This window comes from uncultured Subdoligranulum sp., assembly GCF_937890665.1.
This window is the reverse complement of sequence record NZ_CALADU010000148.1, coordinates 1-16,951: the sequence shown is the minus strand read 5'-3', so window position 1 is coordinate 16,951 and position 16,951 is coordinate 1. Positions and strand designations below refer to the sequence as shown.

Annotated in this window: 10 protein-coding genes and 1 pseudogene; 1 reads left to right on the top strand and 10 read right to left on the bottom strand. The window is 54.1% G+C overall.

The features are described from left to right. Positions 1-900 (top strand): annotated as a pseudogene (locus Q0526_RS08625) (ATP-grasp domain-containing protein); the annotation flags it as partial. Between the two features lie 93 nt (positions 901-993). Here the strand turns inward: Q0526_RS08625 and groL are convergent. The 10 genes from groL to Q0526_RS08575 all read right to left on the bottom strand — a co-directional run bounded on the left by groL (position 994) and on the right by Q0526_RS08575 (position 16,919). Next, positions 994-2,628, bottom strand: coding sequence for a chaperonin GroEL (groL, locus tag Q0526_RS08620; RefSeq protein WP_298732556.1), 1,635 nt, complete (start codon positions 2,626-2,628; stop codon positions 994-996). A gap of 45 nt (positions 2,629-2,673) precedes the next feature. Beyond that, entirely contained in the window at positions 2,674-2,958 is a 285-nt protein-coding gene (locus tag Q0526_RS08615; protein WP_298732554.1) for a co-chaperone GroES, read from the bottom strand. A 650-nt stretch (positions 2,959-3,608) separates the two neighbouring features. Further along, a complete protein-coding gene (locus Q0526_RS08610) occupies positions 3,609-3,779 on the bottom strand; it encodes a hypothetical protein (RefSeq protein ID WP_298732552.1) in 171 nt (56 codons plus the stop codon). Between the two features lie 248 nt (positions 3,780-4,027). Next, positions 4,028-13,246: a hypothetical protein gene (locus Q0526_RS08605; protein WP_298732550.1), complete on the bottom strand. Its 9,219-nt coding sequence runs from the start codon at positions 13,244-13,246 to the stop codon at positions 4,028-4,030. A gap of 13 nt (positions 13,247-13,259) precedes the next feature. Further along, positions 13,260-14,387 carry a hypothetical protein gene (locus Q0526_RS08600; RefSeq protein WP_298732548.1) on the bottom strand — a complete coding sequence of 376 codons (1,128 nt, stop codon included), beginning with the start codon at positions 14,385-14,387 and terminating at the stop codon, positions 13,260-13,262. 37 nt (positions 14,388-14,424) lie between these two features. Then, positions 14,425-14,883, bottom strand: coding sequence for a phage holin family protein (locus Q0526_RS08595; protein WP_298732546.1), 459 nt, complete (start codon positions 14,881-14,883; stop codon positions 14,425-14,427). A 105-nt stretch (positions 14,884-14,988) separates the two neighbouring features. After that, positions 14,989-15,297, bottom strand: coding sequence for a DUF4406 domain-containing protein (locus Q0526_RS08590; RefSeq protein ID WP_298732544.1), 309 nt, complete (start codon positions 15,295-15,297; stop codon positions 14,989-14,991). A gap of 5 nt (positions 15,298-15,302) precedes the next feature. Then, complete coding sequence (locus Q0526_RS08585) at positions 15,303-16,118, bottom strand: M23 family metallopeptidase (RefSeq protein WP_298732542.1); 816 nt, start codon at positions 16,116-16,118, stop codon at positions 15,303-15,305. Between the two features lie 19 nt (positions 16,119-16,137). Further along, positions 16,138-16,632, bottom strand: coding sequence for a hypothetical protein (locus Q0526_RS08580; protein ID WP_298732540.1), 495 nt, complete (start codon positions 16,630-16,632; stop codon positions 16,138-16,140). Beyond that, positions 16,632-16,919, bottom strand: coding sequence for a hypothetical protein (locus tag Q0526_RS08575; protein WP_298732538.1), 288 nt, complete (start codon positions 16,917-16,919; stop codon positions 16,632-16,634). Before Q0526_RS08575 ends, Q0526_RS08580 begins: the two co-directional genes overlap by 1 nt. Positions 16,920-16,951: the final 32 nt, after the last annotated feature.

Below are 16,951 nucleotides of genomic sequence, written 5' to 3'. Positions count from 1 at the left end.
AAGGCAGATGCGATCCATGCGTGGAAAAGCAAGTTGGCTATGAAGGAAATCTACCAGCGCGCCGGAATCCCCTGTGCCCGCTGTGTGCCAGTGACCACCCAGAATGCCGCGCTTGCTTTTGCTGCCGAAGTGAGCTATCCGGTTGTAGTAAAACCGGACAACGGCGTGGGTGCCAATGCTACCTATCGTTTGGAAAATGATGCTGACATTGCCGCCTTTTTTACCGCTTTGCCGCAGGTTCCTTATGTGATGGAGGAGTATGTTCCCGGTGTCGTTACAACCTACGATGGCATCTGCAATTCAAAAGGCGAAGTTCTATTTGCTGTCAGTCACGTAACGCCCAACTCCATTATGGATATGGTCAATCGCGGGGTTCCCACCTATTATTACATAGATGCTCACCTTCCCGCCGATGTAGAAACTATCGGACGCCAAACCTTAAAGGCCTTTGGCGTGACACAACGCTTTTTCCATTTTGAATTTTTCCGGTTAACCAAAGATAAATCCGGTCTGGGCACAAAGGGTTCTTTGGTCGGATTGGAAGTTAATATGCGCCCGGCAGGCGGCTTTACCACCGAAATGATCAATTACGGGCAAAGTGTAGATGTCTACCAGATTTATGCAGACATGGTTGCTTTTGACACTCGCCGCCATAGCTTTGTAGGTCCAAAAAGCTACTGTGTTTATATTGGCCGCCGCCTTCACAAAAACTATGCGCTTTCGCTGCAAGAACTTTGCGGCACCTGTGGGGATCATCTGCTTGTAACCGGACAAATGCCTCCGGCTCTTGCAGGCGCCATGGGCGAAGAATTTGCGATTGGTTGCTATGCCGCCAAATCTGAAATGGATCGTTTTGTTCGACAGGCCTTTGCTTGCCCGCGAAAAAGCAAACATTCCTGATATAGTTTTGAACTATATGAAACAGCCCCCGGAACCTTTCAAAGGTTCCGGGGGCTGTTATGCTTGCTTATCTACGGTTGAAAGGAGCGCGACTTAGTACATGCCGCCCATGTCACCACCGGCCGGAGCAGCCGGAGCCGGCGGTTCCGGCAGATCAGCAACCAGGCTCTCGGTGGTCAGGACCATAGCCGCCACGCTGGCCGCATTTTCCAAGGCAGAACGAGTGACCTTGGTGGGATCCACGATACCGGCCTCGATCATATCATCCACATACTCTTCCTTCTGCGCATCGAAGCCATAGTTGGCCTTGTTCGCCTTCAGGATATTGTCGATGATCACGCTGCCTTCCAGACCAGCGTTGGCCGCGATCTGGCGCAGAGGAGCTTCCAATGCCTTGCGCACGATCTTCGCACCGGTGCGCTCGTCGCCTTCCAGTGCATCGACAACCTTGTCGACAGCAGGAATAGCATTGATGGTAGCCGTACCGCCGCCAGCAACAATACCTTCCTCTACCGCTGCCTTCGTAGCGTTCAAAGCATCCTCGATGCGGAGCTTCTTATCTTTCATCTCAACTTCAGTGGCAGCGCCAACCTTGATAACGGCTACGCCACCAGCCATCTTGGCCAAGCGCTCCTGCAGCTTTTCGCGATCAAAGTCAGAAGTAGCCGTAGTGATCTGGCTGCGGATCTGCGCAACACGATCTGCAATGGCCTGCTTGTCACCATTACCGCCGACGATGGTGGTGTTCTCCTTGGTGACCTTAACCTGACGAGCAGTGCCCAGCAGCTGCATGGTGGCATCTTTCAGCTCATAGCCCAAATCGCTGCTAATCACAGTACCACCGGTCAAAACGGCGATATCCTGCAGCATCTCCTTGCGGCGATCACCGAAGCCGGGAGCCTTCACGGCAACAACATTCAAACCACCACGCAGACGGTTGATGATCAGGTTGGACAGTGCATCACCCTCTACGTCCTCAGCGATGATGAGCAGCTTGCGGCCGGACTGAATGACCTGCTCCAGCAGCGGCACAATGTCTTGGAACACGCTGATCTTCTTATCGGTGATCAGCACGGAGCAATCCTCGTAGACGGTCTCCATCTTTTCGGTGTCGGTGACCATGTAGGGAGTCACATAGCCACGATCGAACTGCATGCCTTCCACAACTTCGGTGTAGGTCTCGGCAGTGGTCTTGTTCTCCTCAATGGTGATAACGCCATCCGCAGTGACTTTCTCCATTGCATCGGCAATCAACTGGCCAATCTCAGCATCACCTGCAGAAACAGTGCCAACGCGGGCAATGTCCTTGCTGCCGTTGACCTTCTGGCTGTTGGCCTTCACAGCATCCACAGCAGCGGAAACAGCCTTCTGCATACCGCGCTTAATGTCCATGGGATTCGCACCCGCGGTCACGTTCTTCATACCTTCGTTGACCAAAGCCTGTGCCAAAACGGTAGCCGTAGTGGTACCGTCACCAGCGGCATCGTTGGTCTTGGTTGCCACTTCGCGGACCAGCTGAGCACCCATGTTCTCAAACTCATCCTTCAGCTCGATCTCTTTTGCGATGGTCACGCCGTCATTGGTGATCAGCGGGCTGCCAAACTTCTTGGCCAGAACCACATTGCGGCCTTTGGGGCCAAGGGTAACCTTAACAGTATTGGCCAGCTGGTCGATACCGGCGCACAGCGCCTTGCGGGCTTCAGCGCCCTGCTTAATCTGTTTAGCCATAGAGCATTATCTCCTTTGTATCAGAACGTTATGATTTGAATCGAATTACTCCACTACCGCGAGGATGTCGTTCTGGCGGACGATGGTGCATTCCTCACCGTCCACCTTCACTTCGGTGCCGGAGTATTTGCTGGTCAGCACTTTATCGCCGACCTTAACAATCATCTGGACTTCCTTGCCGTCCACCATGCCACCGGGACCAACAGCAAGAACTTCAGCAACCTGCGGCTTTTCCTTAGCGGAACCAGACAGAATCAAGCCACCTTTGGTGGTTTCTTCTTCTTCGACCAGCTTAATCACAACACGGTCTGCAAGAGGTTTGATTTTCATAACGAAAGATCCTCCCTAATAAAAGATTTCTCTTTAAAGATTTGGTTTAGCACTCGGTTGTCTTGAGTGCTAAACATATAATAACCACTTTCGCATAAAAAATCAAGAGGTTTCTATATAAAATTTTTATGAACATTTTAATTTATAAGGAGCCTCCACTTGCACTCGGTCAGCTTATATGCTTTTTTGTCAATCTCTCTTGCTTTTTGCTCTAAAAGTGGCGTTTACGGTTCTTCGATTATCTTGGCTTTATACATTCCCCGCCTTCGGAGCCGCTCTAGAACCTCATAAACATCCACCCCTTTCACACAAAGGCGTCTGCATTGACCGGGTGATTCCTGAGAAAAGGTATCCCATACGGTAACAAGGTGCTCCGCTTCCTCAAGCCCGTATCTTTCTAGGAGCGGAATAAAGCGGCGTGGCGTTGCAGAATATAAATCCGTCAATTTGTACTTTTGTACAAACACTTCCTCATGGTTGGCATGGGAAGCAATCGCAAATTGAGAAATTCCATCGCCCCACAAAACCTCACCGTACGAGTCCAGAATAGAATCTATCTGTTTTTGCGTTTGACCATCTAGATAATAGACCGCTTGATGTAGTATACCATTTTGTCCAGTCTGTTGTTCTTCCTGCGCCGTAAGCGGCAGTTACAAGACAAAAAACAAAGGTTCCGGAAAGCTTTGGTACATCTCAGTTACCAGCGGCTGCAATTTTTCAAAGCTAATATTCGCCCGCAAGCACTGATTTTCATATACTTCAAATTGTTCTGCAATCCTTTCAGGAAAAGGGATCGATACGCCCGGCGCCGGCTGAAACATCTGCTCTTCCCTCCCAAAATTTCATTTCAAAGATATAAAAAAGAAGCCGACTGCGTTCCCGCAATCGACTTCTTTTCTGCGTTGGAGCTAGTAGTCGGACTTGAACCGACGACCTGCTGATTACGAACCCGGAATATATGCTTCCAAACAGTGAAATTCGAATCACAAAAAACGAGTCATCGTTACTTTTCCTTTTATAATGCTTCATCGTAAGCAAGCAATGGTAGTCAAAAAGTAGTCAGCCTCGATTATCCAAACAGTTTGTACATCTGTTGCGCCATCGCAGCACTGTATCCGGCATCCTGCATACTCTGGATCGCTGCAGCTTTCTTGGAACCGCTGATGGTCTTTCCGTTCGCTCCCTTCTGTCCTTCCGCCGAATCAATCAGCGTCTTGGCCATGATCAGGTCATACAACTGCTGGCTGTCGTTTCCGGCTCGCTGCTGCACTTCCTGCATCCACTTGTACGGCTCAAAATCAGAGACATCAGCTTTGGCAATCTGGGTAGCGTAGTCTTCTACCTTCGATACAAACCCTGCCTGTTCTTCCTTCGTGTAGTTCCCCGCATTGGGAATTAACTCATTCAGAATGTTATAGGCCGTCTGTGTACGTTTCTGCGCATAGTCGATGTACTGTTTTCCGCTCAGTTCCACCTCCTCTCCTCTGGCGTTAAACTTCGTAGCGGCCCTGTCCGGAAGCACCTCTTTTCCCTGACTCTTGCTCAGGTTCTGCAGGTAGTTGTCTACCTTGGCCGCACCGCTGTTCTGCAGCATTCCGGAATAAGTTGCAGCTTCTCCTGTACCATACAGCGCCGCAAGTTTGTCTATCTGGGTCTCATTGCTCTCCACGTCCTTGTACAGCTTCATATAGGTGTTTTCTTCAGAGCCTCTCAAGTTATTGTAAAGGGCCTGTGCCTCGCCGGCGCTGTATCCCAGAGACTTCTGCAGCTGTTCAACTGCGTTGGATACCTTGCTTCCACTGATGGTCTTTCCATCCGCGTCCTTTTCACCTTCAGCACCGTTCACAATCTGTCGCGCCTGAATCATCGCCGCGATATTCTTGCCTCCGCTCAGCGTCTGCACTCTTGCCACCCAGTCTTTGGCTTCATATCCAGAAATCACCGTTTCACGTGCCGTCTCCTGAGCATACTCCTTTGCAAGTGTCACAAACCTAGCCTGCTCCCCAGTGGTTGCCGTCGCTCCGGCCGTTCTCATATACTCGTCTATGAGATTCACAGCCGCGCTCTGCAGGCTCTTGGCATATTGGATATAGTCAGGCCCTTTCAGCACTACCTTGTGCTCTGTTCCCTCGCTGTCTGTGTAGCTGATTTCATTGTTCAGGTGCTTCGGCAGAACGGCTTTATTCTCCTCTCCTTCCTTTCCGCTGTTCTTTGCCAGCGCCTGCACCCAGTTGTCCACGGCCTTGGCCTTGTCGGTCCCCAGCATTTCGCCGTAAGTTTTGCCCTGATAGAGCGCTTTGAACTCGTCCTTGTCCCCTCCAGCCGCCTTTACCTGATTGTACAGATCAATGTAGCTGTAGTCGTCCTCGGCCCGGTTCATCTTGCGGTCCAATCGCAGCGGGTCCTGCAGATCGGTAATCATGTCGTAAGCGCTCTTTGCTTCCCGCACAGCGGAACTCATGGGAATTCCGGTCAGACTCGATAGTGCCGTCGCCACCTGATAGGTCAGCCTGTATGGCGTGATATCCCCCTCTTGAGCCTTCTGAATAGAATCTACAGCGCTTATCATATCCGAGAACATCTCCATATCGCTGCGGGTCGCATCATAGCCCTGCGCGATGCTCAGAATATCTTTCACAAGCGGAATATTGTTCAAAAGTTTCACGCCATCCCGGAAGTTCTCCCAAAGTTTCTCCAGATACCGCTCGTCGTATTCCTTGTCACGGTCCTCATCCCGCGACACGCGGGCGGCATCGATGAGGCTTGCCGCAGCAGCCGTTCCCAGCGCGGTTAAGGCATAGGTGGCCGTGGCACGGGCGAAGTTCTTCTTTGCATCCTTCTTCCCATGGACCACATTCGTCCAGGCTTCTGCCATCATACTGTAACTCTTGGTCGGCTCCGCAAAGAAGTTCGTGCTCATCTGTGCCAGCGGGTTTTTGCTGCGCATAATGTGGCTTCGGTGCAGCACACTGTCCACCACCTGAGTCTTGTCCACGATTTCGCTCAGCCGGTCCGCGCAATACTGGTTGAATCCTTCCGTTCCGGTTTTCATACCTTTTGCTCTGGCCTCGGCCTCACAGGCGTTCCACAGCGTGCCCCAGGTTACCTGATCCCCCAGTTCCGCCAACTTGGTTCCGACTTCCCGCACCGAATCCAGTGCGGTCTGCTCACCGGTCAGAACGGTTTTCATACTCTGACCAAGGTTCGTTTCAAAGTAGCCCCAGCTTTTCCACTTTGCAATGGCACAGTGTTCCTCTGCCATCTGCATCCCGTAGCGCAGCTTTGTCACGTCGGCAGCCAGACCCTCGGCCAGATATTTGGGGCTCATAACAGCCGCCGCCCGGATGTATGCCGTCGGCTGCTGCACTGCCACACGGAGGTTTGCACTCACCTTCGCCACTTTCCAGTTCCTAGTCACCTCTTTGGTAAACTTGTCCAATCCTGTGGTACTCGGCTTTGCACTCATACCGTTGATGTCCTGCATAAGGGTCGTGAAATAGGCTTTTCCGCTTTTACCGAAAATTCCTTCGATTTCCTCCTTGGTGCTTACATCCGTTCCGCTCTTCCAGTTGTACCACTTCATGGCATCACTGAGAGGCACGCTCCATGCGTTATAGGTCGCCATGTTGGCCACATGGTTGGCCCAGGTATCAAAGGCATCTCCCACCAACACACTGTTGTTGGCGTATTTCTGCAGGCTCTTCGTAAAGCCCTGGTTCTTGATGGCCCAGAATCCTGCCGTGCCCCCATCGGTCGCATCACTGGTCCTTGTCTGGTTGGAATCGCTCTTTATCGGCCAGTAGTGCCGCTCGTTGAATTTGTCCAGTCCGTAGAGCTGACGGCTCACCTCATTGCCCCAGCCTGCCGGGCCGTCCCTTGCGCTCAGGTAGTCGCTCATCTTTCTGGCGATCTGCACCTGCTCGTTTGTCAGGCTTCCCACGATTTTGGCAAGATCTGCCGGCGTGATGTTTACACGTTTTCCCTTCTTGGATCCCTGGCTGTCCACCAGCGTGATTCCGCCCTGCATCAGGTGCTCGTGGGCCTGCTGCCGCTGGCTCAGGTTGTACAACTCCATGCGCTGACCTACCGTCATCCGAATGGTTTTACCGTCGTGCAGCTCGAACTTCTGTGCCGGCGCACGGTCTCCCGTCCATTGGGAGATATCTGTGTCTCCCACAATATCATCGAAGGCATTCTGGGCGCTGTCCAGCAGCCACACGCGCTTGTCAAAGCCTTTCCGGATGGGCTCGTATACCTTTTTCTGTGCCGTTTCCCCCAGACTCGTGAAGTACCGCCGCGCATCCATCATATCAAGACCCAGCAGCTGGCTCGCCGCAATGCCCACACGGCTCTCGGAAGCCTTTTCTGCCCAGACATAACGGTTTTTCAACAGCGTTCCTGCTTCCTTCTCCATCTCCTGTGCGCTTTCCTGAGCAATCTCGTCCACAGTGCGTCCTTGCGCATCGCTCATCATCTTGTTGGCGTTCCGGATACTGGTCTGCATACTTGTCAGCACATCGGCCAGCTGTTTCAGCTGCCGGCTGTTCATGGTCTGCACATCCAGTGTTTCCGTTCCAGCCATCAGCTCGCTGATCATTTCCGGCAGGTCAGGGTCAAAATCCGCATAGACATCGGTGTCCGTCAGCCCGCTATCGGCTGCCAACGCGTCCTTTGCCATCAGTTGGATGTCTTTCATGGTTTCCTGCCAACGCACCGCAGTTCCGGTTCCTTCCCGTCCCACATTCATATTCAGGCTGTTCAACAGATTCAGAACGGCGCCCTGCATCTTCGTCTGTATATGCTGCTGTTCCGTCGGTTTCATCAGCCAGCGGTGCAGTGCCTGTACGCTCTTTTGCACCCGCTGTCGATGCTTCGTCACATCGGCCCTTTCTTTCTTGTTTGACCACTGCAGCTCCAGTGCGGCCCGGCGCCGCAGCAGGACGTCATTTGCCTGCTTTCTTGCTTTCACGATCTGGTTGTGTGTTTTGATCACGAGTTCCTGATCATGGGCTTCTTTCGCCGCCTTGTACTGGTTTTCCAGTTCCGTCATGCGGTCCCTTGCCCATTTTCTCTGTTCCTGTAGCTTCTGCTCATAAGCGGTCTTCTGCTGTGCCATAGCCTGCGCTTTTTTCTGCCGAAACTGTTTGGCCATGGCTTCCGCCTGTGCAGCGCTACGGTCTGCGTATGTCTTCCGTCTGGGCATACTCAGGTAGGCTTCATACAAGTCCTGCGCCAAGTAGGCCGCTTGTTCTTCTTCGCTCATGCCCGTCTCCAGATCATAGGCAGCCCCGTCCCGCACTTCGTCGTATACTTCCATCAGGCGTTGGATGTTATCCGCCGGGGCGGCTTCCGGGTCAAAGATGCCAGGCCATTCTTCTCCCAGTTCCTCGAAAAGGGTATCGATTCTCCCGCTTGTTCCGCTTTCATCCGCCAGCCTTACGTTCATTCTGCCGAACAGCGCCCGGCGCACATTGCCCCATGTTTTTCCGTTAGGGCCATCTCCATACAGGTCCAACAGGTCCTGATACAGCGGGGATCCTTCCCTTACAGTCCAATCGGCAGCCCGCACCTTGTCCAGCAACGGCTTGTACACTTCCCGTGCCTGATTCACACCGGGCCGCTGCTGGCTCAGCACGCCGCGCGCCAGATCCGTCAGGGTCTCCATCGCTTCCTGTACGCCACTCACCTTGCCCCGGCTCATGCTCTCATAGACGCGCCGCAGCTCAATTTCAAGCTGTGCTGCGCTATACCGGGAATGGGTGTTCTGTACCACACGGGTGGCCACGTCGTGCACGGCTCCTGTATCCATCAGGTGGCCGCCGCTCAGCCGCGTTTCCTGCTTCAGCAGCTCAATTTGGTCAGCCATTCGGGTATTTTCCCGTGCCAGTTTCCGGTTTTCCGTCTCCGCAGCCCGGCGTCGGCGTCTTTCCGTCACCAGCTCCTGCTCATCGCTGCCTTTTCTGCTATAACGTAGTGCCTCCTTTAAATTATCTGTACCAGCTTTCTGCGCATCAATTCCCAGTTCATACCGTACCGTCCCGGCAAGGTTGTCGCCCCATACTTCCTTGACGCTGTTCAGGAACTCTGGTATACTGATTGTGTTGGAACGGTCTGGGGCCACGGTATTCGTACCGATCCCCTGTCCCTTTATGGGCGCTGTTCCACCTTTTTTGCTTGTATGTGCATACAAACTCCCCTGCAAAGGCTGCAGGCTGTCTCCATCAAGTGTTGCGTTGCCATTCTCGTACATATTGACTATGAACCGGATGGCACGCATTGTTCCATTTTCATCCTGACAAGCCCCTAAATACACATCGGAACGCAATTCCTTACCGCGCGGTTCAAGTTCATTAATCTTGACCGCGTTTTCTATTATCTGACCAATTTTTCCGATATATGTCCCGTTTTTCTGTACGCTTCCTTTCCGCAGCAACCCATGGCGCAGTCCGTCCTGTGTAACCACAATAGTATCCCCGGTATAGTTGTTTACCACTCGGCCATTTTTCTTTCCATAGGTACGCTGGGTGCTGTTCAACCCATCTTCAATAAGCTGCTGCACACTCTTCCCTTCTGCCGCATTGCTTTGCACGGCAGTCACCTGCATATCCGGCAAATTCTTAAGCGTTTGGTAACTCACCTGTTCTCCGCCGGTCATCTTTCCTTGCGGGTGTTCTTTCCTTACTGTTGTTCGCTCTCTTCCCTCCTCCCGGCTTTCCTCCCGCAGCGCGGCGATTTTCTGGTTATACTCCTTTCGGCGCCGTTCATATTCCTGCCATGCCGGGTTGCTGCTCTTCCATTCTTTCATTTGTACGCCAAACAACCCGTACATCTGCCGTTCACGCTCATAGTCCGCCCGTACCTGCCGCACTTCCTCGCTGTCCAGCCACGCATCCCGCTCGCGGCGCAGCCGCTCCGCTTCCTCTCGGCTGTCAATCTCTCGGCTGTATTCAGCATTACTTCCCACTTCGCCGAATACTTGACGGAACGGCACACCCTGTATATTGACTTTTCCACCCTGGTATGTTATTCTTCCTATAGAACTCAGGTGGTTCAGTTCCGACGAAGCAAGTTTGAAGCTGAAGGAACTGAGCACAGTCTGGGTTATTTTTTTATCTGGGGATGCGTACAGCACGTTGCTCTTTTTCAGGAATCCTTTGGGGTTCACATCCTTGGCATAGGCGCTGCTGACCTTATTAAAGTCCTGCAGCCCCAATTCCATATCCTGTCTGGAGCTCGGTGCCAGATCCAGCGCACAGAGCACTGGGTTTCCCTGGGCGTCCGTAACGGTTCCCACCACAACGATCCGGCTGTTCTGTTTTGTCCCGGGCAGTATACTTGCGCCCTGACTTTCCAGCACCAGCGCCGGGTGTTCCAGCATGGCAGGTATCTGACGGATCATATCCATGGTCATGCCCGGGTGGTCGCGCAGAATTTTGCGTATTTTTCCACTCAGCATCACGATACTGCGGTCGCGCACTCCAATACTTTGCAGCGCCTCGCTGGTCGTCCCCAGAGTAAAGATTTTGCTCTCATTTCGCCCTTCGGCATCCCATTCACGGATTTCCCGGTCAAATTCCGGGTTGATACTGTACTCTGCCTCGCTCCGGCTCGCCGCCGGGGCGTTTTCTTTTGCACTCAACTGCAAACCTGCCTGTTCCGCATTTTGCCTGGCGTTGTCCAGCTCATACAGATAATCATTGATCAATGCGCGCCGTGCTTCCAGCTGGTCCGCCCGCTCAGCCATCTGCCGCGCCTGGGCAGCTGTCACCGTCGCGTCGCCGCCCCGCAGCAATCCCCGTACCTTTTCCAGCAGAGTATCCAGCATCTCCCGCAGGGTCTGCAGGATGGTCTTTTGTTCCTGCACGGTGTAACCGCTCTCGGTACTCAGGTAGGCCAAAAAGCTGCGTACGCCGCCCTCTGTGCTCATCACGCCGCTCAGGATATCCCGGGCCGCCTCATCGGCCCCCTTAGCGTAATCGCCATAGGCCGCCTCGTACCGGGCCATATCTTCGCCTGTTCGCTGTCCGCCTTGCTGGGCATACCATTCCAGCGCACTACTCCGTAGCCGCTGCCAACCTTCCGGGTTATAGCTTCCCATGTAGTGGGTCATCTCATGCGCCAGTGTCTGATAGGCATTGGAACTGTTTTCTCCCAGCGCGATCTCACTCATGGCGGCGGCCCACCGCCCGTTGGCTTTTCCTCCGGCGTCATCGGTCAGCTCCTGTACTACCTTGATGTTTACCCCCAGCTTGTAGGCTGCCGCCTGTAATACCGTATCGTCCATCGCGGCGTTCAGCTCTGCTCCGTTTTCGTACTGTACCTGCCCTTCCACACGGCCGCCTCCGGGGGCGTCCTGCACCGGGGTCGCCGCCTTCTGCCCCAACTCCCAGGCACGGCGCAGCACGCTGTCCTGCTTCAATACTGCTGCCCTGTTCTGGTTCAGCTCCATAGCCTGTTCGTAGCTCAGCGCCCCGCTTCGCCCCGCGTCATAAAAATTCTGTACAGCTGTGGTATACAGTGCTGCGTTTGCTTCTGGCTGGTAGTTTTCCGCCGCCAAGGTGCGCATCTCCGGTGTAAAGCTCTCGTTTCCCTCCGCCCACTTCCGCACCTGCATGGCACGCTCCTGTATCTCCTCCTGTTGCACCTGCTCAGCTCTCTGGGCAGTCTGGCCGTCTGGGAGCAGCTGATTCAGCTGGTTATCTGACTGTACAGATCCTGCCTCTGCCTGCTGCATCCGGGCAGCATTCACGGCATTCTGCTGCACCTGTGCAGCTCTCTGGGCAGTCTGCCCGCCGGGGATCTGCTGGTTCAGCAGCTCGTCTTCCCGCGCAACAGCCAGTACATCTGCCGGTTGCGTTCCCTTTGTGGCTTGCTTACCACTCTGTTGCGTGTTATTGCCGTCCTTTTTCCCGTTTCTTACAGCCGTGTTCACGGCGCGGTTGATTCCGGTACCTACTGCGCCGTAGATGCCGCCCGATGCAGCCCCCATGGCCGCACTGTATGCCAAATCTTGCAGACTAAATTCAGCCTCCGGATCCCTGTACGCCATATCTGCCAACCAGTTTGCTACATAGCTTGCAGCTTCTTCGGTTCCCTCTCCCAGCGCCTGCTGCAAGATATTTTGCAGGGCTTTCTTCCCGCCAGTCTTTACGATCTTGGTCCAGCTGCTTACAGGGAGTTTTTCTGTAGCCGCCTCAATCATGCCGCTCACAACACCGCGTTCCAGTGCCTCCTGCCGGCTCACGCCTTTCTGGCTCAGTTCGTCGATCTTCCCACCTGCTGCCTGTGCGCCCATTGTCCCAAGGCTTGCTGCCGTACCCACACCGGGGATCAGTGCCAGCGCCATGCTGGGCGCATTGGCCACTATGCTGCCTGCCAGATCATAGGCCATTTTTCCGGCGCCGCTTAAACCGGCAGCTCCCCGCTGCATCTGCTCGCTTCCCTCTCGTGCCAGCTGCAAACCGGGGGTGTTTTCTTCCTGTATCAGGTTTTCTGTACGGCTTGTGTCTCGTTTTTCTTTCATCAGCCTGCTATAGGCTGCGGTCCTGTCTTCCTCTTCCTTCGCGTAATCCGCAAAAGTGTTGTCCCCGGTTTTCTTCTTTTCTGCTTCCAAGGCCGCCTCGTACATGGCGTTTTGCCGGTCCTGATACGCCTCCCACACAGTCTGCCCAGCCGTCAACACATTGCCCGCGGCATTTTGCAGGCTTCCGGCCACCAGCCCGCCAACTCTTCGCTGCGCCTCATACAGTCCCCCGTAACTTTCTCTGGCAGCTTTCGCAGCGTCATAGACTTCCTGCTCTTGCACCGTCATGCCGGCGCGCAAACTTTCGATCGTTTTCTCATCTCGTAAAAGCGCGTGTTCTTCCGCCCACAGTGCACTTGCCTTCTCGTTCTGGCTTAAATATTCCTGAACCGCATCATACTGCGCCGCCCGGTTCTCCACGGCAAACGCCCGCAGCTTCCGTTGCTGCTCTCTCTGTTGGGCTTCTTCCTCGGCTTTCTTCTGGATCTCTTCCGCATTGGCTTGCCGGTAAGCCGCCTGCCGTTGCATACTGTCTAAAAGTTGCTGCCGTGCAGCCTGATTCCGGCTATTCCCAGAAACAGGGGCTCTTTCCTGTGCCGCATTGGCTTGCCGGTAAAATGCCTGCCGCTGCACAATGTCCAAAAGCTGCTGCCGTGCAGCGCTGTTCCCGTTATTACCAGAAGAGGCAGGGGCCATAGCCCCTGCCTGCTTTCCGGCATTATTCCGGGCTATGACTTCATTGATATAGTCCAGACTAACGCTCATCTCGTTCTCCTTTTTATGCCGCGTAATTGTTCAGCATCTTCTGAATATCGCTGGCTGTATACCCCATGGCGTTCAACTCCGTGATGATTTCCTCCTGCGAATAACCGTTGTTCAGCATCCGCTCCACCGCGCTGTAGTTTGTGCCTCCGGTTGCTGCGGCCCCCTGTTGTGTGCTCAGGCTGGCAAGTGCATTGTTGGCATTGTAGGTCGTGGCTGCGGCTTTCATGGCCGCCTCCTGTACCTGTGCATTCCATTCTGCCGTATTCGCAAGATACGCGTTCCCGATGTCCGCCAGCGCATCATACCGTGAGCTGATTGCCCCAGTGATCCCCTGCTGCAGCGCCTGTTCCAGCTGCATCTGGTATGCCATCTTCTGGTTTTCCAACTGTACCAGACTGCTGTTCAGCGCCTGCAGTGCACTGGCCTTTCCGGCGTTATATTCCTGCAAAAGCCCCGTCAAGCTCTCATTTCTTCCCACATCGATCTCATTCCGGCTGTTTCCGTAGTTGTTCTGCAAACCTGCCATGGTGCTCTCCGCTGCGCCGCCGGTCAGTCCCTGCGCCGCCATCATCTGGGGCAGGTCCCGTTTGCTCAGCATGTAATTTATATAGGCCTCATTCTGGCTCTTGTCTGCCTGCCGGTTTACCCCGGCAACACCGGTATTATAGCTGTCGGTCATCACGCCCACACTGCTGTTGTAATTTTGCTGCAACATATCCCGGGCACTGTTGTAGGCTCCGTTTAAGGCCCCCATGCTCCTGTCGTAGGCATCCTGTGCCGCCTTTCGCTTCGCTTCTTCGGCGGCCGCCAAAAGTGCCTGCTGCTGTGTGTACCAATCCGCATACGGGTTGCTCACCGGCGCCGCCACACTGGCGGTGCTGCCCGTCCCGCTGCCATATCCGCTGCCATATCCACTTCCATATCCGCTTCCGTAACCATATCCCGCACTGCTCGATCCGGAATTTCCGCCCGAACTTGCGCTCCCGCCCGTGTTGGGCGCAGTGACTTTGTAGTTGGGTCTTTTAAGAGGCAGATTATCAAACACATAATTTGCATAATCATTCGCGCTGTTAAAAATCGGATTTTTCACCGTGCTTACAGCGTTTCCCCTCGTATTTCTTCCGTTAAATAAATCGTGCATCGTCTTCCCTCCTCACCCTGTTCTCTGTACCGATTTCCTATTTCGTTCCACCCAGTTTATCCGCCGCATCTTTTCCTGCTTCCAGCATCTTGGGCAGCCAAGCCGGTATCGGTGCTCCCATCTCTACCGCATTTTCTGCGATTGAGCCCAGTTCGGTAAAAATGTACCACACCAAAATCACCGGGGACACTAAGAATTCGTAATCAAACGGCAGCCATTCCATATTGGCAAGGCTCACGCTTACCACCTTGTCTGTCACAAAAGCCACCATCACCACAATGGTCATACCCGCCTTGTGCCACACTCCGGCTCTCGCCACCGCGCTCGACCACTTTCCCTTAGCGGCTGCCGCCGCGCTGCCGCTAATCCAGTCCATCGCCATGCAGCCCACCCAGGCCAGAAACAATAATCCCATCCAACCAAAGGCTGCGCTGAACGCACTCGCCGCGGCTACCACCGCCGCCTTGAGCACCAAGAATACATTTTCGTTTTCCATCCTACGATTTCACCCTCCCAATGTAATTCAATTCAAAAATGGTAATTACAGTAATCGTTTTTGTATATATGTTTCACTTTTCCTGTCAGGAAAGTGTAATTCAGCTCAGCCCTTCCAATCCACGATGGGCACGCCGTATGCTTCGGCGGCATCGTGTTCAATGCGGCACCCCCGGGCCGTCTCCCAATCAGAGGCAAAGATCGCCGCGTCAGCAAGTGCCAAAACTTCCAAGGACCTGCCAAGGTAGACCAGTGGCGGTGTTTCTTCTGCGAAATCCGTAAAGAAGGAATCCAGCGCCTGAATTTCATCTTCCCCCAGCGCCGCAGCAGCCTGTGCGACCAGTGCCTTTCGCTCCCGCAGGATTTCTTCATCCCTCTTACCACCCATCGGTTGGCTGATAAAGATTTTTTTCATAGAACTCACCCCACAAACCGGCTGTGATACCGCTCCAACGTGTCCCAGCCGTTGCTCTGGGATAGCTCCATGACCTGCAAGGCGTCTCCGTTGCTCACGGCAAAGACCGCGGCGAAATAACCATCTCCCAGATGCAACTGCTGATAGTGCTCACTATCGGACAGCCCCAAGGCTTCGGCCAAGGCATCCGTCTGGCGCATCTGCTCATCATTGAGCGGAGCCAGACTCACCAGCTGGATGTTGGAAAGCTGGCTGTTGGGCACCAATGTGAGGTCCGGCTCGGTTACAGGTTTTGTACCGTAGATACCCACCGCGTTGTCGGTACCGCTGTAGGCTGTGGGGTCCAGACCGATGCCGGTGGCAGTGGCGCGTGCTTCCAGATGGCAGTGATCGTACCCGCCTTGCGCGTTTCCGGTCTGGCCCATGATGCCAAGGATGTCGCCGGTCTTGACTTTCTGCCCCACTTTCACGAGCAGTTCCTTGCAGTGGCAGAAATAGAGATAGTTCACCGCGTCGGGCGTCTGGCCAGCATCCAGCTGCACGCAGATGTACCAGCCCCACTCCCAGGTCTTGTCGTTGTGGTCGGTTACGATGCGGGCGCGGGTCACGGTGCCCCGAATCACCCTCTTTCCCATATAGGGCGGCATCCTGATAAACGCATCATCCAGACCTACCAGATCCAGACCCCCGTGCCAGATAGCACCTCCGCCGCGGGTGTAGCCGTAACACCCGTAGCTGTAGACAATCTGCGCTCGACCATTGAAGATGCCGGTCTGCATGTCCTGCGCCAATTTCGCGGCGTCTTGTAAAAGTGTTGTCATTTAAACCTCCTGCATCTCCTTAACTCACTCTTGTGAAATAAAAGTAGATATTCACCAGCTCGTGGGGGAGGTAGGCAAGAGCCACACCGCTGCCCGGGTGGCTGTCGCTATCTCGATAGCACTGGTATACCTGCCCGTCGTCCGGATCTCGGTAATACTTGTCTTTGTAGTAGGTCATGCCGCGCACAGCGTCGATGGGATCATCTTCAGCACCAGTTTGGCCGGGTTCTGGTTCCGGGATTTCCGTGCTGCCAGAGGTCACGGCCTCTTTCAGTGCTGCCACTTCAGACTGCAACGTTTTTACAGCGCTTTCTAGCGCGACGATACGGGATAGGGCTTCCCCGTCCGGCGTGTTTGCAGCCAAGGCGTCGGCCTTGTCCATCAGTTCGTTGTACTCTCCTTCTGTGAGCATCTGTCGTGCGTACAAATTGGCAATGGTGATTTTTGCTGCCGGTTCGGTATACGCGCCTTTTTCCATCTGCTCGGCCATTGCGGTGTATGCGGTGCTGTTCATTAAATTCCTCCTTTCGCAAGTGCAACTGCGGCTGTTACCGCGTCGCTGATCTTCTTGTCAATGTCCGGCTCCTGCTGTTCCGGCGGTTCGGTGGGATTGGGTTGCCAGAAGAGACAATCCTCATATACAGGTTCTTCATGCCGCAGCCCGTCCGGCGGATACCGCTCCACGGAGCCTTCCATCACGACTTTTTGCGTCCCGATATATCTTTTGCCGGGATAGGTGTAACCGGCCTCCAGATCGGGATTCTCAATTTCCTCACCCGTAAGGGCGTTATAAGTTTTCATATGTACCTCACATTATTGAGACATTAAGGTTT